At 72.8% G+C, this 18,995-nt stretch carries 18 protein-coding genes; 6 read left to right on the forward strand and 12 right to left on the reverse strand.

Translation table 11 applies throughout. The annotated features are described in order from the left end of the window. Positions 1-169: 169 nt before the first annotated feature. The 3 genes from ACZ79I_RS08075 to ACZ79I_RS08085 all read right to left on the reverse strand — a co-directional run bounded on the left by ACZ79I_RS08075 (position 170) and on the right by ACZ79I_RS08085 (position 2,353). Positions 170-415, reverse strand: a complete 246-nt coding sequence (locus ACZ79I_RS08075) for a chaplin (RefSeq protein ID WP_471495529.1) — start codon at positions 413-415, stop codon at positions 170-172. A 158-nt stretch (positions 416-573) separates the two neighbouring features. Next, complete coding sequence (locus ACZ79I_RS08080; protein WP_471495530.1) at positions 574-1,215, reverse strand: response regulator; 642 nt, start codon at positions 1,213-1,215, stop codon at positions 574-576. Next, positions 1,208-2,353 carry a GAF domain-containing sensor histidine kinase gene (locus tag ACZ79I_RS08085; RefSeq protein ID WP_471495532.1) on the reverse strand — a complete coding sequence of 382 codons (1,146 nt, stop codon included), beginning with the start codon at positions 2,351-2,353 and terminating at the stop codon, positions 1,208-1,210. Before ACZ79I_RS08085 ends, ACZ79I_RS08080 begins: the two co-directional genes overlap by 8 nt. A 196-nt stretch (positions 2,354-2,549) precedes the next feature. Here ACZ79I_RS08085 and ACZ79I_RS08090 point away from each other — a divergent pair, with 196 nt between their 5' ends. The 3 genes from ACZ79I_RS08090 to ACZ79I_RS08100 all read left to right on the forward strand — a co-directional run bounded on the left by ACZ79I_RS08090 (position 2,550) and on the right by ACZ79I_RS08100 (position 5,411). Further along, complete coding sequence (locus ACZ79I_RS08090; RefSeq protein ID WP_471495534.1) at positions 2,550-3,245, forward strand: SDR family NAD(P)-dependent oxidoreductase; 696 nt, start codon at positions 2,550-2,552, stop codon at positions 3,243-3,245. Continuing rightward, positions 3,242-4,330: an S-adenosylmethionine:tRNA ribosyltransferase-isomerase gene (locus ACZ79I_RS08095; protein ID WP_471495536.1), complete on the forward strand. Its 1,089-nt coding sequence runs from the start codon at positions 3,242-3,244 to the stop codon at positions 4,328-4,330. Before ACZ79I_RS08090 ends, ACZ79I_RS08095 begins: the two co-directional genes overlap by 4 nt. Before the next feature lie 331 nt (positions 4,331-4,661). After that, positions 4,662-5,411 (forward strand): transglycosylase SLT domain-containing protein, encoded by a 750-nt coding sequence (locus tag ACZ79I_RS08100; RefSeq protein ID WP_471495538.1) that lies wholly within the window; start codon positions 4,662-4,664, stop codon positions 5,409-5,411. A gap of 82 nt (positions 5,412-5,493) precedes the next feature. Here the strand turns inward: ACZ79I_RS08100 and ACZ79I_RS08105 are convergent, their stop codons facing one another. Further along, positions 5,494-8,007 (reverse strand): ABC transporter ATP-binding protein/permease, encoded by a 2,514-nt coding sequence (locus ACZ79I_RS08105; protein WP_471495540.1) that lies wholly within the window; start codon positions 8,005-8,007, stop codon positions 5,494-5,496. A 239-nt stretch (positions 8,008-8,246) separates the two neighbouring features. Here ACZ79I_RS08105 and ACZ79I_RS08110 point away from each other — a divergent pair, with 239 nt between their 5' ends. Together ACZ79I_RS08110 and serB are read left to right on the forward strand one after the other, a co-directional pair. Continuing rightward, the gene (locus tag ACZ79I_RS08110; protein ID WP_471495542.1) at positions 8,247-10,487 is read left to right on the forward strand and encodes a streptophobe family protein; all 2,241 of its coding nucleotides are present in this window, start codon (positions 8,247-8,249) and stop codon (positions 10,485-10,487) included. A gap of 151 nt (positions 10,488-10,638) precedes the next feature. Continuing rightward, complete coding sequence (serB, locus tag ACZ79I_RS08115; protein ID WP_471495544.1) at positions 10,639-11,850, forward strand: phosphoserine phosphatase SerB; 1,212 nt, start codon at positions 10,639-10,641, stop codon at positions 11,848-11,850. A 66-nt stretch (positions 11,851-11,916) separates the two neighbouring features. Here the strand turns inward: serB and ACZ79I_RS08120 are convergent, their stop codons facing one another. From ACZ79I_RS08120 to ACZ79I_RS08135, 4 genes are all read right to left on the reverse strand, one after another. Continuing rightward, positions 11,917-12,435: a SixA phosphatase family protein gene (locus ACZ79I_RS08120; RefSeq protein ID WP_471495546.1), complete on the reverse strand. Its 519-nt coding sequence runs from the start codon at positions 12,433-12,435 to the stop codon at positions 11,917-11,919. Between the two features lie 160 nt (positions 12,436-12,595). Then, positions 12,596-12,808 (reverse strand): hypothetical protein, encoded by a 213-nt coding sequence (locus tag ACZ79I_RS08125; RefSeq protein ID WP_471495548.1) that lies wholly within the window; start codon positions 12,806-12,808, stop codon positions 12,596-12,598. Positions 12,809-13,022: 214 nt separating this feature from the next. Continuing rightward, on the reverse strand, positions 13,023-13,139 hold the full coding sequence (locus tag ACZ79I_RS08130; protein ID WP_381083096.1) for an SGM_5486 family transporter-associated protein: 117 nt from the start codon (positions 13,137-13,139) through the stop codon (positions 13,023-13,025). Positions 13,140-13,143: 4 nt separating this feature from the next. After that, the gene (locus ACZ79I_RS08135) at positions 13,144-14,541 is read right to left on the reverse strand and encodes a CynX/NimT family MFS transporter (RefSeq protein ID WP_471495550.1); all 1,398 of its coding nucleotides are present in this window, start codon (positions 14,539-14,541) and stop codon (positions 13,144-13,146) included. A 49-nt stretch (positions 14,542-14,590) separates the two neighbouring features. Here ACZ79I_RS08135 and ACZ79I_RS08140 point away from each other — a divergent pair, with 49 nt between their 5' ends. Next, positions 14,591-15,304: a FadR/GntR family transcriptional regulator gene (locus ACZ79I_RS08140; RefSeq protein WP_471495552.1), complete on the forward strand. Its 714-nt coding sequence runs from the start codon at positions 14,591-14,593 to the stop codon at positions 15,302-15,304. Here ACZ79I_RS08140 and ACZ79I_RS08145 read toward each other — a convergent pair. The 4 genes from ACZ79I_RS08145 to ACZ79I_RS08160 form a co-directional block, all read right to left on the reverse strand. After that, complete coding sequence (locus ACZ79I_RS08145) at positions 15,288-15,632, reverse strand: hypothetical protein (RefSeq protein WP_471504821.1); 345 nt, start codon at positions 15,630-15,632, stop codon at positions 15,288-15,290. The genes ACZ79I_RS08140 and ACZ79I_RS08145 overlap by 17 nt on opposite strands. 203 nt (positions 15,633-15,835) lie before the next feature. After that, positions 15,836-16,603: an enoyl-ACP reductase FabI gene (gene fabI, locus ACZ79I_RS08150; protein ID WP_471495554.1), complete on the reverse strand. Its 768-nt coding sequence runs from the start codon at positions 16,601-16,603 to the stop codon at positions 15,836-15,838. Between the two features lie 4 nt (positions 16,604-16,607). Further along, positions 16,608-17,312, reverse strand: coding sequence for a 3-oxoacyl-[acyl-carrier-protein] reductase (gene fabG / locus ACZ79I_RS08155; RefSeq protein ID WP_471495556.1), 705 nt, complete (start codon positions 17,310-17,312; stop codon positions 16,608-16,610). A 288-nt stretch (positions 17,313-17,600) separates the two neighbouring features. Then, positions 17,601-18,779 (reverse strand): SEC-C domain-containing protein, encoded by a 1,179-nt coding sequence (locus tag ACZ79I_RS08160; protein WP_471495558.1) that lies wholly within the window; start codon positions 18,777-18,779, stop codon positions 17,601-17,603. Positions 18,780-18,995 lie beyond the last annotated feature (216 nt).

An 18,995-nucleotide genomic window follows, 5' to 3' on the forward strand; every position in this document is an offset into this window, starting at 1 on the left:
CGGGGTCGGGGTCACCGTGCCGAGAGCCGCCCCTTCCGGTTCCACGGGGCGGTCTGAACGGCCCGGTCCTCGGTCGCCCGTCAGTCCGCATCGGCCGGCGGTGGCGCCGGGCGGCCTCCCGGGCGGGGCCGGGAGGCCGGAAGGGATCAGGGGCGGTCCCTCGACGGCGTCAGTGGTTGAGGCCCAGGTTGCCGAAGGCCGGGTTGAGGAGGCCGATCACGTTCACGGTGTTGCCGACCGCGTTCACGGGAATGTGGACCGGGGCCTGGATGACGTTGCCCGAGACGACGCCGGGGGAGCCGACGGCCTGGCCGCCGGCGTGCGCGCCCTCGGTGGCGGAGGCGAGACCGGCACTGGCGGCGACCAGGCCGCCGGCCACCATCGTGACGGCTACGGCCTTCTTCAGGTTCTTCACTTCGAGCCCTCTCCTTGCGATCACTGCGGCAGGCGCCGCAGCACGCCTTGGAGAACGGCCCGGCTCCCCCGAGGATGCGCCGTTCGGGGGACATACACACGACGGTATGAATCTCAGTCCGGAGCGGAACCTTCCGTAGCGTCCAGCGGATCGGCGGGTCAGTTGCTCACCCCGTGACGTACGGCCCAGAGCGCCGCCTGGGTGCGGTCCGCCAGATCGAGTTTCATCAGGATGTTCGAGACATGCGTCTTGACCGTCTTCTCCGACAGCACCAGTGCCCGGGCGATCTCGCGGTTCGAGCGGCCGTCCGCGATCAGGCCCAGCACCTCACGTTCCCGCTCGGTGAGCGAACCGGCCCTGCCCTGGCCGGAGTTGGCCTCCTCCTGTGACAACAGCGCGCCCGCCACCTCGGGTTGCAGGAGGATGTGCCCCGCGTGCACGGAACGGATGGCTCCGGCGAGCGCGTCGGGATCCACGTCCTTGTAGACGTAACCGGCGGCGCCCGCGCGCAGGGCGGGAACCACCGTGCGCTGCTCGGTGAAGCTGGTGACGATCAGCACGCGCGCGGGGTTGTCGAGTTCGCGCAGCCTGCGCAGCGCGTCGATGCCGTCCATGCCCGGCATCCTGACGTCCATGAGGACGACATCGGGTGCCAGCTCCTGGGCGCGGGCGACGCCTTCGGCGCCGTCGGACGCCTCACCGACGACCTCGATGTCGTCCTGCACTTCGAGGAACGTCCGCAGTCCGCGGCGGACGACCTGGTGGTCGTCGACGAGCAGCACCTTGATTGCGTCAGCCACCGGGGACCTCCATCTCGATCACGGTGCCCTTCCCGGGTGCCGATTCGACGGTCAGTGTGCCGCCGACCCCGCTCGCCCGGTCGTGCATCGAGACCAGGCCGAGGTGGCGTCCCGCGCGGCGGACCGCCGTGGGGTCGAACCCGCTGCCGTCGTCGGCGACCCGCAGCACGGCGCCCGGGCCGCGCTTCTCCAGCAGCACGTCGACCCGCTCGGCGCCGGCGTGCCGCAGGGCGTTGTGCAGTGCCTCCTGAGCGACGCGCAGCAGGGCCTCCTCCTGGGCGGCGGGCAGTGCGCGGACGCCTCGGCCGGTGAGGGTCACCCGGGCGCTGTGGGCGCGGTCGAGCACCTGGACCTGGGTGCGCAGGGTGGCGAGCAGTCCGTCCTCGTCGAGGGCCGCGGGCCGCAGCTCGACGACGGCCGCGCGCAGTTCGTCCGTGGCCTCCGCGGCGAGCGCCGCCACGTGCTGCAACTCACCCTTGGCCCGGCCCGGGTCGCGGTCGACCAGGGCGGCGGCCGCCTGGGCCGTGAGCCGCAGGGAGAAGAGCTTCTGGCTGACCGCGTCGTGCAGCTCGTGGGCCAGCCGTGAGCGTTCCTCGGCGATGGTCAGCTCGCGGCTGCGCTCGTACAGGCGGGCGTTCGTCAGGGCGATCGCGGCGTGCTGGGCGAGTATCGAGAGCAGTTCCTCGTCGTCCTCGGTGAAGCCGCAGCTGCCCTCCGCCTTCGGGCACCTCTTGTTGGCGAGGAACAGCGCGGCGATGATCTCCTCGCCGTCGCGCACGGGCAGACCGATGAAGTCGGACATCTCGGGGTGGGTGCTCGGCCAGCCCTCGAAGCGGGGGTCCTTGCGGACGTCTGCGAGCCGCTCCGCCCTCGCCTCGTGCAGCATCGCGGCCAGGATGCCGTGCTGGCGCGGGAGCGGGCCGATGGACTTCCACTGCTCGTCGCTGACGCCGTCCACGACGAACTGCGCGAAGCCCCCGTGGTCGTCGGGGACGCCCAGCGCGGCGTACTCCGCGTCGAGCAGCTCGCGGGCCGAGGCGACGATCGTCTTGAGGACGTCGCGCACCTCGAGGTGCCTGCTCATGGCCAGCAGCGCGGAACTCACCGCGTACAGGCCCGACCGGGGTCGATGGCTCATGACCTCACGGTACCGGCGCGGTGCGACAGGCGTATCGGCCCCGTGGCGGCCGTGCCTCGGCCGCTGGGCCTAGGGCGAAGGGCCCCGGTTCTTTGCGGCCCGCGTCCGAGGCGGCCGGGGAGCCGCCGTTCCTACGTTGAGGCCACCGCCGATCAACGGCGGACGACGGACGTGGACGAGGACAGGGACGGTACTCATGCCGGTTGCGATCATCACAGGGGCTTCGAAGGGGCTGGGGCGGGCACTCGGCGCGGCTCTGGCGGAACGCGGCTGGGACCTGGTGCTGGACGCCAGGACCGCGCGGGTCCTCGACGAGACGGCCGGGGCCCTGTCCGCGTACGGCACGCGCGTGGCGGCCCTGCCGGGTGACGTCACGGACGCCGGGCACCGGGCGGACCTGGTGGCGGCGGCCCGGGAGCTGGGCGGGCTGGACCTGCTGGTGCACAACGCGAGCGCGCTGGGCGCCGAGCCGCTGGTGCGTCTGGAGGGGCAGGGCCTGGAGGGGCTGCGGCGCGCCCTGGAGGTGAACGTGGTGGCCGCGCTGGGCCTCGTCCAGGAGTCGCTGCCGCTGCTGCGGGCCTCGGGCGCGGGCACGGTCGTCGCGGTCAGCTCGGACGCGGCGGCGGAGGCGTACGAGACCTGGGGCGGTTACGGGGCCTCGAAGGCGGCGCTCGACCACCTGGTGGCGGTGCTGGCCGTGGAGGAGCCCGGGCTGCGGGTGTGGGCGGTGGATCCCGGGGACATGGACACGGACCTGTACGCGGCGGCCGTACCCGTGGACGACGCTCCGCGGCCCGCACCGGAGAGCGTGGTGCCCGCGTTCCTCGGGCTGCTGGACGAACGGCCGGCGAGCGGACGCTACAGCGCGCCGTCGCTGCTGGAGCGCCGATGACGACGAGGACGGGGGTCGGCGTCCTGAAGTGGGGGAGCGTCCCGGAGGAGCTGTCGGCGCGGGTCCCGGTGGAGCAGCGGGGGCCGGGCCTGGACCGGGACGCAGGGCGGTTGCTGGTCTCGCGCGGCGGCGAGGTGTCGCACCACGCGTTCGGGGACCTGCCGCGGCTGCTGCGGGCGGGGGATCTGCTCGTCGTCAACACATCGCCGACGCTGGCGGCGGCGGTGGACGGACGGGCCGGGCACGCGCGCGTGGTGGTGCACTTCTCGACGCGCGGGGACGACGGGCGGTGGGCCGTGGAGCTGCGCGATCCGGACGGACGGGGAACCACGCGCGCGCGTGCGGGCGGGCCCGCGGGAGCGGAGGTGCGGCTCCCGGACGGCGTCCGGCTCGTCCTGGAGGAGCCCCTGTCGCGGCGGAGCGCCCGGCTGTGGTGGGCGCGGCCTTCGGATGCGGAGGTCACGGGACTGCTGGACCGGCACGGGCGCCCCATCCGGTACTCCTATACGGAGCGGGACCAGCCGCTGTCCGCGTACCAGACCGTGTTCGCCCTGCCGTCCGCCGACGGCGCGGGCAGCGCGGAGATGCCGAGTGCGGCACGGCCCTTCACCTCGCGGCTGGTGGCGGAGCTGGTGAGCCGGGGTGTGCAGTTCGCGCCGGTCACGCTGCACGCCGGTGTGGCGTCGGCGGAGGCGCACGAGCCGCCGTATCCGGAGCGCTTCGTGGTGCCGGAGGTGTCGGCTCGGCTCATCAATGCGGTGAGGGCGGAGCGGACGGGGCGCGAGGGCGGAAGGGTCGTCGCGGTGGGGACGACGGCCGTCCGGGCCGTCGAGTCGGCGGTGGGCGCCGACGGTGTCGTACGGGCGCGGGAGGGCTGGACCGGTCTGGTGGTGACGCCCGAGCGCGGGGTGCGGGTGGTCGACGGGCTACTGACCGGACTGCACGAGCCGGAGGCGTCGCATCTGCTGATGCTGGAGGCGATCGCGGGGCGGGCGGCGGTCGAGCGGGGCTATGCGGAGGCGCTGGCCGGGCGCTACCTGTGGCACGAGTTCGGCGACAGCCATCTCCTGCTGCCCGGGAAGTGACATCACACAGCGCATTGCTCTCGCAACGATCCGCGAGAAAGGCACTCTCCCGATGTGAGGCCGCGCATAGGAGCCAGATCACGTACGAAGACCCATAGGAGACAGGGAGGACCCCCGTGAACGGGAAAGACTGGCCGGTCTGCCCCATTTTGCCGTTCCTTTGACCACGATCGCGGGTCGTAGGTCACACCTTTGCCAGGCGATTTTGCGGGCGCTAAGAATGGCTGCCGTCGCTCGGCGCCGCGGCCTCTGACCGCGGCGCTCGTGCCGGAAACACCCTGTCCACCGGCACCAGAGCGACCTCCGCGCCAGTCGAAGAGGTCCAGCATTCATGCCCCAGAACACCGGTATCCGTGCTCGCTGTCGTGCGCTGACCGCGACCCAGAAGCTGTCCGCCGCCGGCGTGGCCGCCCTCGGTGTCGCCACCCTCGCGCTCACCGCGGTGCCGAGCGAGGCGCAGACCCCCGCGAACGAGGCCGCGCTCGCGTCGGCCCCGGTGCTGCTCGGCGACGGGCCGGTCAAGGACCTCAAGGTCAGCGTCACCGACCAGCTGGCGGGCCCCGGCCTCAAGGCCGAGGCCATAGCGGCGCGGAAGAAGGCCGCCGCGGACGCCGTCGCCGGCCGGCAGGCCGCGCTCAGGGCGAAGACGGCGGCCGTGCAGAAGGCCCGGCAGCAGGCCGCACGGCAGCGCACGGCGCAGCAGGCGGCGAGCCGGTCCGCGCAGCGCGCGCGGATACGGCCGGCCGCGCCCAGGGCCTACGGCCACAACCTCGACGGCTGGATCCGCCACGCCCTGGACGTCATGCGGCAGAAGGGGATCCCGGGCTCGTACAGCGGCCTGCACCGCAACATCATGCGGGAGTCGTCCGGCAACCCGATGGCGATCAACAACTGGGACGTGAACGCCGCCAACGGCATCCCGTCCAAGGGCCTCCTCCAGGTCATCCAGCCGACCTTCGACGCGTACCACGTGGCCGGCACCTCCCGGAACATCTACGACCCGGTCGCGAACATCGCCGCCGCCGCCAACTACGCGGCCCACCGGTACGGCTCGATCGACAACGTCAACAGCGCGTACTGACCCGCACACGGGGCCGGGACCGGACACGCCGAAGGGCGGCACCCGCTGAGGGGTGCCGCCCTTCGGGGTCGAACGGGAGAGGTTACTTCCGCATGACCTCGGGCTCGTGGCGGCGCAGGAAGCGGGCCACGAGGAAGCCGCAGATCACCCCGAGGGCGATCAGGGCGGCCATGTCCATGCCCCAGGCCGACGCCTGGTGGTCCCACAGCGGGTCCGTGCTGGTCGGGTCGTCCGTGTTCGGGGCGATGTTGTTGAAGTCCAGCGTCGTACCGGCGGCGGCCACGGCCCAGCGGGACGGCATCAGGTACGAGACCTCGTTCACGCCGACCGTGCCGTGCAGGGTGAAGAGGCAGCCGGTGAAGACGACCTGGATGATCGCGAACATGACCAGCAGGGGCATGGTCTTCTCGGCGGTCTTCACCAGGGCGGAGATCACCAGGCCGAACATCATCGAGGTGAAGCCCAGCGCCATGATCGGCAGGCACAGCTCGAACAGCGTGGCGTTGCCGAGGACGAGGCCCTGCTCGGGGATCTCGCGGCTGGAGAGGCCGATCACGCCGACCATGAGGCCCTGCAGCACGGTGACGACGCCGAGGACGATCACCTTCGACATCAGGTACGCGGAGCGGGACAGGCCCGTGGCGCGTTCCCGCTCGTAGATGACCCGTTCCTTGATCAGTTCACGGACGGAGTTGGCGGCGCCCGCGAAGCACGCTCCGACCGCGAGGATCAGCAGGACCGTGGTGGCGGTGCCGTTCGGGACGGGGATGCCGGTCTTGGGGTTGATCGGGTTGACCAGCAGGCCCCTCTTGTGGTCGATGAGCAGGCTCACCGCGCCGAGCACCGCGGGCAGGATCACCGTCAGCGCGAGGAAGCCCTTGTCGGAGGCGATGACCGCGACGTACCGCCGGACCAGCGTGCCGAGCTGCGACATCCAGCCCTGCGGCTTGGGCGGCCTGATGGCCTGCGGCGGCGGCATGTGGACCGACTGCGGGGCGACGGCGTCGATGTCCGCGGCGTACATCTGGTAGTGCTGCGAGCCCTTCCAGCGGCCCGCCCAGTCGTAGTCGCGGTAGTTCTCGAAGGCGGAGAAGACGTCGGCCCAGGTTTCGTAGCCGAAGAAGTTCAGCGCCTCCTCCGGCGGGCCGAAGTAGGCGACGGAACCGCCGGGCGCCATCACGAGGAGTTTGTCGCACAGCGCCAGTTCGGCCACGGAGTGGGTGACGACCAGGACCGTGCGGCCGTCGTCGGCGAGGCCGCGCAGCAGCTGCATGACGTCGCGGTCCATGCCCGGGTCGAGTCCGGAGGTCGGCTCGTCCAGGAAGATCAGCGACGGCTTGGTGAGCAGCTCCAGGGCCACCGAGACGCGCTTGCGCTGGCCGCCGGACAGGGAGGTGACCTTCTTGTCCTTGTGGACGTCGAGCTTCAGCTCGCGCAGCACCTCGTCGATGCGGGCCTCGCGCTCGGCGGCCGTGGTGTCGGCGGGGAAGCGGAGCTTGGCCGCGTACTTGAGGGCCTTCTTGACCGTCAGCTCCTTGTGCAGGATGTCGTCCTGCGGAACGAGGCCGATGCGCTGGCGCAGCTCGGCGAACTGCTTGTAGAGGTTGCGGTTGTCGTAGAGGACATCGCCCTGGTTGGCCGGGCGGTAACCGGTGAGCGCCTTCAGCAGCGTCGACTTGCCGGAGCCGGACGGGCCGATGACCGCGATGAGCGACTTCTCCGGAACGCCGAAGGAGACGTCCTTGAGGATCTGCTTGCCGCCGTCGACGGTGACGGTGAGGTGGCGGGCGGAGAAGGAAACCTCACCGGTGTCGACGAACTCCTCGAGGCGGTCGCCGACCAGACGGAACGTCGAGTGGCCGACGCCGACGATGTCGTTCGGGCCGAGCAGCGCCGAGCCGCCCTTGCCGATCGGCATGCCGTTGACGAACGTGCCGTTGTGCGAGCCGAGGTCGCGGATCTCGAAACGGCCGTCGGGTGTGGCGTGGAACTCGGCGTGGTGGCGGGAGACCTGGAGGTCGGAGACGACCAGTTCGTTCTCCAGCGCACGGCCGATGCGCATCACATGACCGAGCGAGAACTGGTGGAACGTGGTCGGGCTGCGGTCGCCGTAGACCGGCGGCGCCCCCGCGCCACCACCGGGGCCCTGCTGCTGCGGAATCTGCGCGGCGCCCTGCTGCGGCTGCTGCCAGCCCTGCTGGGGAGCCTGCGGCTGAGGTGCCTGCTGGGCCCAGCCGGCGCCTGCGCCCTGGGCCGCGTACGGCTGCTGCTGCGGCTGTGCCTGCGGGGTGGCGACGGCGGCCGCGGCCCCGGAGAGGTTCAGGCGCGGCCCGTCGGTCGCGTTGCCGAGGTGAACGGCCGAGCCGGGGCCGATCTCCAGCTGATGGATCCGCTGTCCCTGCACGAACGTGCCGTTGGTGCTGCCGTGGTCCTCGACGACCCAACTACGGCCGTTCCAGCTGATCGTGGCGTGACGCCAGGAGACCCTGGCGTCGTCGAGCACGATGTCCCCCTGCGGATCGCGTCCGAGGGTGTAGGTCCTGGACGCGTCGAGCGTCCAGGTGCGTCCGTTCAATTCCAGTACGAGTTCAGGCACTCCATGCCCCACTGAGTTGTCCCCCGAGTTACCCCCATCACAGGGAGTCTAGGGATGTCGAACATCGTGGGGAACTATTTCAGGCTCAGCACTCTGACCGAAAGTCGGGCCCTGTGAAGACCGCGTACGGTCCCCGGCACACGTCCCGTTGACGGGGGTGAAACCGGCCCGGAGAGTGGTAATCCTCCGCGAGGGGGACATCCGCGGTGGATTGCCGCGGCGCGGATCGGGGGCTGACGATGGGCATCGGGGCCGGGAAAGACGGCGGGAGGCTGCCGTGGACGGATGTGCTGCTGTCCGCGATCGCCTCCGTGAGCTGGGCGTTGATCGGGATGGCGGGGACGGCGGCGCTCGGACTGCATCTGCTCCGGGCGGACGCGGCGGGCTCCCTGGGGCCGATGACCGCGGCGGTGGTGGCGCTGGGGGCGAACGGGTCGGTCACGCCGTCCGGGGACGTGTCCGCGTTCGGGCTGAAAGGCGCGCAGGCGACGACGGCCGTGGAGATCACGCCTTTGGGTGTGAGTCTGGTGGGTGCGCTGCTGCTCTGCTGGTTCTTCCTGCGGTCCTTGCGGGCAGCGGGAGTTGCGGTCTCCCCCGCCGAACTCCTCGCGCGCGCGGGCGCGGTGGTCGTGCTGTTCGTGGCGGTGCTGGGCGGTCTCGCCTGGGCCGGCCACGACATCATTACCATCGACGGGCGCTCACTGGGGCTCGACGGGCTCCCGGGGGCGGGCGGCGACGGCGGCCTGACCATTCCGGGGCTGGGGGACATCGGCGGGCTGCTGCCGGGCCGGCTGGGTGACCTCGTCCGCGCGAAGGCCGCGGTCGGCTTCACCGTCGACACGATGCCCACGCTGCTCGGGGGCGCCGCGTGGGCGGCCGGAGTGCTGCTGATCGCGCTCCTCGCGTCGCGGCGCACTCCCCTGCCGCGCGGCTGGGAGGCGGTGCACCGTGTGGTGCGCCCGGCCGCGTCCGCACTGCTGACCGTGCTGATGGTGGCGGTGGTGGCCGGCCTCGCGGCCGCGGCGTACGCGGCGGTCGGCGACGACCGTCCGGCGCGGATCACGGGGGCGGCGCTGCTCGGCGCGCCCAACGGGGTGTGGCTGGGCGTCCCGATCGGCCTGTTCGTGCCGTGGGACGGCAGCGCCACGGGTGAGCTGGCGAAACTGCTGCCCGGCCCGCTGGACCGGCTGCTGGGCGTGGGCACGCACCAGCCCGTCACCGTGGGCCGCCTGGCCGCGCTGGACGGCAGGGTGTGGCTGCTGGCGGCCGCCGCGGCGCTCATGATGCTCCTGGCGGGTGTCCTGACCGCGGTGCGTACGCCTGTCGTACGAGCCGGGGATGCCGCTGCCGTACCGGGTCCAGTGCCCGCTGCCGTACGGGAGCCCGGTCCCCTCCGCTTCGCAGGGCACTGCGCCCTGCGGCTCGGCATCGTGACGGCGTCGGCACTGCCGCTGCTGGCCTGGCTGACGGACGTGTCGGTGGACGCCTCGCTGTCCGTGTTCGGCTTCGACGCGTTCGGTGCGGGAATCGAGTTGCACGGGCACCTCGGCATGGCGCTGCTGCTGGGTGCGGCCTGGGGCGCGGGGGCCGGGGCGGCCGGGGCCCTGCTCGCGTACGCGACCGGGGCGGCGGGAAGCCGGACGGCGGCGCCGGCACGGAGTGCCGTGGGGCCGCCGCAGGCGGGACCGGTCGCCTCCCCGGCGGGAGCGGAGGGGGCAGGTCCCTACACACCGGGCAGGCCGTACCGCCCGCCGAACCCCGACACCAACCCGTACCTGCGGCTGCCGGAGGGGCTCGGCGAGCCCGAGGACGCACGGCCGGGAACGGCACCGGCCGGCGGCGCGCGGGCGGGCGGCGCGCCGCCGTCCGGACGCCAGGACGGCGGACGGCCGCGTGGCGGACCAGCCGGGGCGCGGTCGGCAGGCGCATGGGCCGAAGGGGGACGGGCTGAAAGGGGACGGGCCGAAGACGGACGGCCCGGAAACGGACGACCCGGAAACGGACGACCCGGAGGCGAATGGCCCGAAGCCGGACGACCCGGAGACGGACGGCCCGGAAACGGACGACCCGGAGGCGAATGGCCCGAAGCCGGACGACCCGGAGACGGACGGGCCGGAGGCGAACGGCCCGAAGACGGACGGGCCGGAGGCGAACGGCCCGAAGACGGACGCGCCGGAGGCGGACGGGCCGGGACGGCTCGCGAGGAGGGCGGCGCACGGCCTTCGCCGGACGGTCCCGGACGGGGTCCCGGACCGGATGGTCGTACGGAACCCGCTGCGGCGCCCCCCGAGGCGGGCGCGCCGCCGGGCGCGCCGCCCCCTCCCGGTGACATGTACGGCGCCCCCACGGTGGTACGTCCCCTCCAGCCGCCGGGCAGGCCACCGGGGCGGCGCCACGGGCCGTCGTCCCCGGACGACGGGCCGCCCCCACCGCCTCCCCCTCCCCCGGCCGCACCACCACGACGGCCGCGGGGCGGCTGACGGGACGGGGCCCGCCGGCCGCACCGGGGCGCGCCCCGTGTCGTCGCCGTCGGTCAAGGCGTACGCCATCCGCCCGTCATCCACTGTTCGCTGTCCGCTGGACGGACCTGGCACGCCGAAGGCACGGGGTGCCGGATACGGTGGAAGCACCATGAGCGCTTCGCAGACCCCCGACGCCCCCACTCTCCTCGTCAAGATCTTCGGCAAGGACCGGCCCGGCCTGACCGCCGGCCTGTTCGACACGCTGGCCGCCTACAACGTCGACGTGGTCGACATCGAGCAGGTCGTCACCCGGGGCCGCCTGGTGCTGTGCGCCCTCGTCACCGTGCCGCCGTCCGGGCTCGAAGGCGATCTGCGGGTCACGGTCCACAACTGGGCCGAGTCCAGGAAGATGCAGGCAGAGATCATCTCCGGCATCGGCGACAACCGTCCCAGGGGCGTGGGCCGCTCCCTCGTCACCGTCCTCGGCCACCCGCTCACCGCCAAGTCGACAGCCGAGATCGCCGCCCGCATCGCCGCGGTCGGCGGCAACATCGACCGTATCTTCCGGCTCGCGAAGTATCCCGTGACGGCGGTCGAGTTCGCGGTGTCCGGCGTGGAGACCGGACCGCTGCGCACCGCCCTGGTCACCGACGCCGCGGCACTCGGTGTCGACGTCGCCGTCGTCGCCGCCGGGCTGCACCGCCGCGCCCAGCGCCTGGTCGTCATGGACGTGGACTCGACGCTGATCCAGGACGAGGTGATCGAACTGTTCGCCGCGCACGCCGGCTGCGAGGCGGAGGTCGCCGAGGTGACGGCGGCCGCCATGCGCGGGGAGCTGGACTTCGAGCAGTCGCTGCACGCGCGTGTGGCGCTCCTCAAGGGGCTCGACGCGTCGGTGGTGGACAAGGTCCGCGCCGAGGTCCGGCTCACTCCGGGGGCCCGCACCCTGATCCGTACGCTGAAGCGGCTCGGCTTCCAGGTCGGCGTGGTCTCCGGCGGATTCACGCAGGTCACGGATGATCTGAAGGAACGGCTCGGCCTCGACTTCGCCCAGGCCAACACCCTGGAGATCGTCGACGGGAAGCTGACCGGCAAGGTCGTCGGCGAGATCGTCGACCGGGCGGGCAAGGCGAGGCTGCTGCGCCGGTTCGCAGCCGAGGCGGGCGTGCCGCTGGCTCAGACCGTGGCGATCGGTGACGGCGCCAACGACCTCGACATGCTGAACGCGGCCGGTCTGGGCGTCGCGTTCAACGCCAAGCCCGTCGTCCGCGAGGCCGCGCACACCGCGGTGAACTTCCCCTTCCTCGACACCGTCCTCTACCTGCTCGGCGTCACCCGGGAAGAGGTCGAGGCGGCGGACATGCACGACGACCCGCACTGAGCAGTCCACATGTGTGGCACCGGCCCGGCCCCAAGGGGTGCCGGGCCGGTGTCGTTGCGTCGGGGGTTACTCGCTCGGCGCCCAGTAGTCGAGCAGGGTGGCCACGCCGGGCTCCAGCGACTTCCAGGAGCCGTCGAAGGAGAGGACGGCGAAGGCGGCGGCCGGGAACCCGCGCCGGCTCATGCGCTCGCGGGCGTCGCCATCGGCGGCGCCCGCCAGGATCTCGGCGAGGCCCTGGACGCTCGGGTTGTGGCCGATGAGGAGCACGTTCCGCACGTCGTCGGCGGTTTCGTTGACCACGGCGATCAGCTCGCCGGGCGAGGCCTCGTAGAGCCGCTCCTCGTAGACGGTTTTCGGCCGCTGTGGAAGCTCCTGGACCGCGAGCTTCCAGGTCTCACGGGTGCGGGTCGCGGTGGAGCACAGGGCAAGGTCGAAGGGGATGCCGGTGTCGGCCAGCTTGCGTCCGGCGACGGCGGCGTCCATACGGCCCCGGTCGGCGAGCGGACGCTCGTGGTCGGCCACCTGCGGCCAGTCGGCCTTCGCATGCCGGAAGAGGACAATCCTGCGGGGTTCTGCGGAGCTCATGCGTCCCAGCTTCGCATGAGACAGGCCAACGGGCGCAGAGAGTTGACGGCGCCGGGGGCGCACCCGCGCACCGGCGGCTCACCCCGGCCCCGGCCACGCCCGCCGGGGTGAGACGGCGTGGGTCCCGGGACGGCGTCACGGGGAGCCGCAGGTCGGGGCGTCAGGCCCCGTGGTGGGTCACCGCCTGCTGGATCCACTCGACGAGGTGGCTGAGTGCCGGGTCGCCGCCGGCGCTCGCGTCCGCCGGGTTGAGTATCAGCGCCAGCAGGACGACGAAGGCCAGGGTCGGCAGGGCGAGGACCCACCAGGGCAGCCGGATGCCGACGCCGCCCGTGGTCGCCGGGTGGGGCCGGGTGTGCGTACGGGCCGACATGACTGCCTCCGTGGTCTTCGACGGTCGGTGGTCCGCGCCTCGCGGCCACACCTCGAAGGTACGGACTCCGCAGCCCTCAACCCATCCGGTGATCCACCCACTTGACCCTGACCCTCACCCCCTAGGGGACGGTGGGGTCAGCCGGGGGGCAAGGGTGGGGTCAGCCCCACCCCGGGGCGTCGGGGCGGTCGTCCGTCACGGTGCGGCTCGTCCGTCACGGTGCGGCGATGGTCGCGATGACGGCGATGAGGACGAAGATGGCGAGGAACGTGCCGAAGACGAGCAGCATCTTCTTCTGGCCGTTCTGGGGGTTCGGGTCGAGCACGGGCATGCGCTCAGTCTCGCACCCGGGCCCCGCCCGGGCACGGGTGGGGTCGGTCGTGTCCGGTGGGGCCGCCGTCCGTTCGGGGGGCCGTCTCGTCCTCCACGGTCCGGTCGCGGCCGGCGACGACGCCCACCGCGATCTGCGGGATCATCAGCCCCGTCATGAGGGCGAGCGGCATGCCCCAGCCGCCGCTGTGCTGGTAGAGGACGCCGACCAGCAGCGGCCCGGGGATCGACAGCAGATACCCGGTGCTCTGCGCGAACGCGGACAGCCGGGCCACGCCCGCACTCGTCCGGGCCCGCAGCCCCACCATGGTGAGGGCCAGCGGGAAGGCGCAGTTGGAGACGCCGAGGAGCAGGGCCCATGCCCAGGCGCCGCCGGCCGGGGACACGTACAGTCCCGCGTACCCCGCGAGACCGCACGCGCCGAGGGCGACCACGATCGGCCCTTGGTGCGGCAGCCGCGCGGCCAGCCGCGGGATGACGAAGGCCAGGGGGACGCCCATCACCATCGTGACCGCCAGGAGCACGCCGGCCGTGCCGGCGGGGACCCCCGCGTCACGGAAGATCTGCGGCATCCAGCCCATCGTGATGTACGCGGCGGTGGCCTGGAGGCCGAAGAAGACGGCCAGCGCCCACGCGGTACGGCTCCGGGTGATCGGCGGCCCGCCGGGCGCGTCGTGGTCGGCTGCCGCGGTGGGGGTGCTCCCGGTGAAGGCTGCGTCACGCGCGCGTGCGAACGGAATCCACGGCAGCACGGCCGCCGCCGCCAGCACCGACCACACGGCGAGCCCGGGCCGCCAGCCGCCGCCCAGTGCGTCGGTCACGGGCACGGTGACCGCGGCCGCGCCGGCCGTGCCCAGGGCGAGCGCCATCGAGTACAGCCCCGTCATGGGCCCCACCCGGTCGGGGAACCAGCGTTTGACGATCACCGGCATCAGGACGTTTCCGACGGCGATGCCCATGAGGGCGAGCGCGCTGGCGGCGAGGAAGCCGGCGGTGGTGCCGGTGTAGGGGCGGATCACCAGGCCGGCGGTGACCGCGGCCATTCCCCCGCACACCACGGCGGCCGGCCCGAAGCGGCGGGCGAGCCGCGACGCGGTGACGCCGAAGACGGCGAAGCACAGCGGGGGGACGGAGGTGAGCAGTCCCGCGACGCTGCCGCTCATACCGAGACCGTCGCGCACCTCTTCGAGGAGGGCGCCGAGGCTGGTGACCGCGGGCCGCAGGTTGAGTCCGGTGAGGACGATGCCGGCGACCAGCAGCCGCATGGTCCACGCGCGCGTGCCGGAGGCTCCGGTGCCGGACACCACAGTGCCGGACACCCCTGTGCCGGTCGGCGGACCGGCGGAGCGTATCGGTGTGGACGCCGTCGTCCCTGTCTTCTCGCGCACCATGCGGAACATCATAGAATCATGGGATGATTGACTGTCCATGGTCCCGGCCCACCCGGCTGTCATGACGCTGAGCCACCCCCGCCGGTCCGCGCTGTCCGAGCAGGTCATCGCCGAGCTGCGGAAGCAGATCACTTCGGGCGAATGGCCCGTGGGCTCCCGCATCCCCACCGAGCCCGAGCTGGTCGCGCAGCTCGGCGTCGCCCGCAACACGGTCCGCGAGGCCGTCCGGGCACTCGCGCACAACGGTCTGCTGGACATCCGCCAGGGATCGGGCACGTATGTGGCGGCGACGAGTGAGCTGGCGGGTGTGATGCACCGCCGGTTCGCCGACGCCGACCCGGCCCATGTCGCCGAGCTGCGTTCCACCCTGGAGTCGGGGGCCGCCCGGCTGGCCGCCGAGCGGCGCACCGAGCGCGAGCTCAAGCAGCTGGAGACGCTCCTCGCCCGCCGGGAGAAGGCATGGGCGTCCGGGGACACGGAGGCGTTCGTGGCCGCCGACGCGACGTTCCACCTGGCCGTGGTGGCCGCCTCCCACAACGACGTGATGACGGCGATGTACGCGGACCTGGGCGATGTGCTGCGGGACTGGCTGCGCGGCGACGTCGGCGAGGAGCTGACACCGGAGACGTACCTGGACCACACGGGGCTCCTGGACGCGATCCGTGAGGGTGACGCGGCCGCCGCTGCCGCCGCGGCGGCGAGCTACCCGATCATGTGCCGTCCGGGGCGCCCCGCGCCCGCCCGCCGCCCGCCGCGCCTCACCGCGCGTGACTGACCCACGCCGAGCGGACCTTCTCCCAGCACCGGCCGGCCAGCCGTACGGTCATGGCGGGCCCGTCGTCGACGGGGGCCGTGTCGGTGTCGATGTCCCACCAAGGGTCGCACTCGATGTGCAGACTCACGTGATCCGTGTCGGGATAGGGGTTGTGGCAGTACGCCACGACGTCCACGCCGGTGACCCGGACACGGCACTCGGCGCCGAAGGGCCGCGGATCCGCGGTCTTCGCGGCGTCCACGCGCGCGTGGGACATGGCCTCGTAGGGAAGGACCGTCACCAGCGAACCGGCGACGACGAACAGGGCGATACGGCGGGACAGGGCGATACGGCGGGACAGGCGCACAACGAAACCTCCTCGGCCGTACGGCTGCGGGGCGTCGCGTACTCCCAGCGTGCGTGCCCAAGGGCCCCGAACGCCCGGTCAGCTACTCCGAACGGGCGACGCCCCGCTCCCCGCGCGGAGCGGGGAACGGGGCGCCGACCTCGGACAACGGGGTGAAGTGAGCCCGTGAGCGATTGCGCAAGCGGTCACGCGCCGACGGCGTGCACACCGCCGTCCACGTGGATGATCTCGCCGGTGGTCTTCGGGAACCAGTCGCTGAGCAGGGCGACGACACCGCGGCCCGCGGGCTCCGGGTCCTTGAGGTCCCACTCCAGCGGGGAGCGGCTGTCCCACACGGAGGCCAGCTCGCCGAAGGCGGGGATGGACTTGGCGGCCATGGAGGCGATCGGGCCCGCGGAGATCAGGTTGCAGCGGATGTTCTGCTTGCCCAGGTCGCGCGCCATGTAGCGGTTGACGGCCTCCAGGGCCGCCTTGGCGGGACCCATCCAGTCGTACTGCGGCCAGGCGATCTGCGCGTCGAAGGTGAGGCCGACGACCGAGCCCCCGTTCTGCATCAGCGGCAGGCAGGCCATGGTCAGCGACTTCAGGGAGAACGCCGAGACGTGCATGGCGGTGGCCACCGACTCGAACGGCGTGTTGAGGAAGTTTCCGCCGAGGGCGTCCTGCGGGGCGAACCCGATGGAGTGCACCACACCGTCGAGGCCGCCCAGCTCCTCGCCGACGATGTCGGCCAGGCGCGCGAGGTGCTCGTCGTTGGTGACGTCGAGTTCCACGACCTTGGTGGGCTTCGGGAGCTTCTTCGCGATGCGCTCGGTCAGCGTGGGCCGCGGGAACGCGGTCAGGATGACCTCGGCGCCCTGCTCCTGGGCCAGCTTCGCGGTGTGGAACGCGATGGAGGACTCCATCAGCACACCGGTGATCAGGACGCGCTTGCCCTCGAGAATTCCGCTCATGTGATCAGTGACCCATTCCCAGTCCGCCGTCAACGGGGATGACGGCTCCAGTGATGTACGAGGCGTCGTCGGAGGCGAGGAACCGCACCACTGCGGCGATCTCCTCGGGCTGCGCGTACCGGCCCAGCGGCACCTGCGCCAGGATGGCCTCGCGCTGCTCGTCGGTGAGCACCCGGGTCATGGCCGTGTCGACGAAGCCGGGAGCGACGACGTTGAAGGTGATGTCGCGTGAACCGAGCTCGCGGGCCAGGGAGCGCGCGAAGCCGACCAGCGCGGCCTTGGAGGCGGCGTAGTTCGACTGCCCGGCGGCGCCGAGCAGCCCCACCACCGACGAGATCAGCACCACGCGGCCCTTCCTGGCGCGGAGCATGGCGCGGTTGGCCCGCTTGACGACGCGGAAGGTGCCGACCAGGTTGGTCTCGACGACCGAGGTGAAGTCCTCCTCCGTCATGCGCATCAGCAGCTGGTCCTTGGTGACGCCGGCGTTGGCGATGAGGACCTCGACGGGGCCGTGCTCGGCCTCGATCTCCTTGTAAGCCTGCTCCACCTGCTCGGTGTCGGTGATGTCGCACTTGACCGCGAGGACACCCTCCGGCGGCTCACCCGAGCGGTATGTGATCGCGACCTTGTCGCCGGCGTCGGCGAACGCGCGGGCGATGGCGAGGCCGATGCCCCGGTTGCCTCCTGTGACGAGAACCGAGCGGCTCAACGGATCACCCTTTCGATAGCGGTCTGGAACCCCTGCTGGACAGGCGCCTTCGCCTGAAACCTATCGGTCCCGGTCGCTGCGCAGGCAATCGGGCACCGACAGCGACCTGGGGCACTCACTGTCGGTTTCCTACAGTGACCCCGCGGTCAGTCCGCCATTCCGGGGCACGCCGGGGCAGCGCCGCCGCCCCTGGCCGCCTCCGGCATCCGCCACGGGCGAGGACGGCACTGCGGTCGTACGAGAACTCTCGAGCGGAAATGGTGGTGCTCATGGAGGGCTCCTCCTCGTTCACACCGCCGCGGGACCGCCGCAGCACTTCTTGTACTTCCGTCCTGATCCGCACCAGCAGGGGCCGTTGCGGGGCGGGGGCCAGTCGGCCGCCCGGCCCGTGCGGGCGAGCTCGGCCGCGTACGCGGACCGGGTGCCGGGGGTGTCGGGGGATCCGTGGCTGCTCTCCGCGTACGCCTCCAGCTCCGCCAGTGCCGCCCGGCCCACCGCCAGACGCGGGGCGCCCTCCTCGGACAGGTCCCGCAGGGTCCGCTCGACCCGCCGCAGGTGTTCGGCGTGGTCGTCGCCGTAGGCCTCGGCCGCCTTCGGCCAGCGCTCCCGCAGCGCGGTGAACTCCTCCCGCGGCCAGTACAGGACGCACGACGCGCGCACCCGGGGGCGGCCGGCGGGGACGCGGCCGGCGGGGACCACGGCCGCCAGCCGGTCCGCCAGCTCGCCGAGTTCGTCCCCGAACGCTGCGGGGCCGTCCTCGTCCAGCCGCTTGACCCAGAGCGGATCGTGCAGCTCGTCCAGCGGCCGCACCCGGCCGGGCACCAGGGAGGAGCGCCGCTCGTGCAGGGAGTCCGCCGCCTCGTCCCAGTCGTCGTGCGGCGCGCCGAGCAGCCGCCGGACCCGGTGGCGGCCCACGATGAGCGTCTCGACGTCGTAGTGCTGCGGGTCCCGCTCCACCGCGTCAGGCGTCACCGGGGCCCCCGCGCCGAGCACGTGGGTGACGCCGGCGGTGTACCACTCGGCGGCCGCGGCCGCTCCGTCGAACGCCTCGACAGCCTCGGCGACGAAGTTCCAGGCGCCGGCGTGCCCGGGGTGCCGCCGCCGGAACGCGGCGGCCGCCGCCCGGGCCTCCTCCTCCCGTCCGGCCTCCCACAGCGTGCCGATCCGGAAGGCGTCCACCAGGTCCGGTTCCGCGCAGCCGCCGCCCTCCGGATCCAGCAGCCGCTCGTACACGGCGACGGCGCGCTCGTGCTCCCCCGCGTCGCTCCAGGCGTCGGCGGCCTCCAGCAGCAGCTCCTCGCGGTCCTCGGGACGCTGCTCCGCCAGTTCCTCGCACGTCCGCGCCGCCTGGGCGCAGGCCGCCGGGGGCGGGGGCCCGCCCGGGCGGAGGTCGGGGGCGGGCGGGTTCGTGCGCGGCCGGTTCCGCTGTGTGCCGTTCCCACGGCCGGTGCGGCGCTTGCTGGACATGGCTCCACGGTAATGCGGCCGGGGAGCCGCCGTCGGGGCCGCGGCCGGATCGGCGGGGCGGGTGCCGCGCGGCGCTCCGGGCCGTCCGCGCAGCGCCTCACACTCGCCACGCCGATCTCCCGGGCGCGTGCCCGCCAGGTGGCTGTGACCACGGCCGGTCTCCGCACGAGCCGCGCCCCACGGCGGGTGGCGGGCATGTGGTGCAGGCATGCGCCG

The organism is Streptomyces sp. PSU-S4-23 (assembly GCF_055632315.1).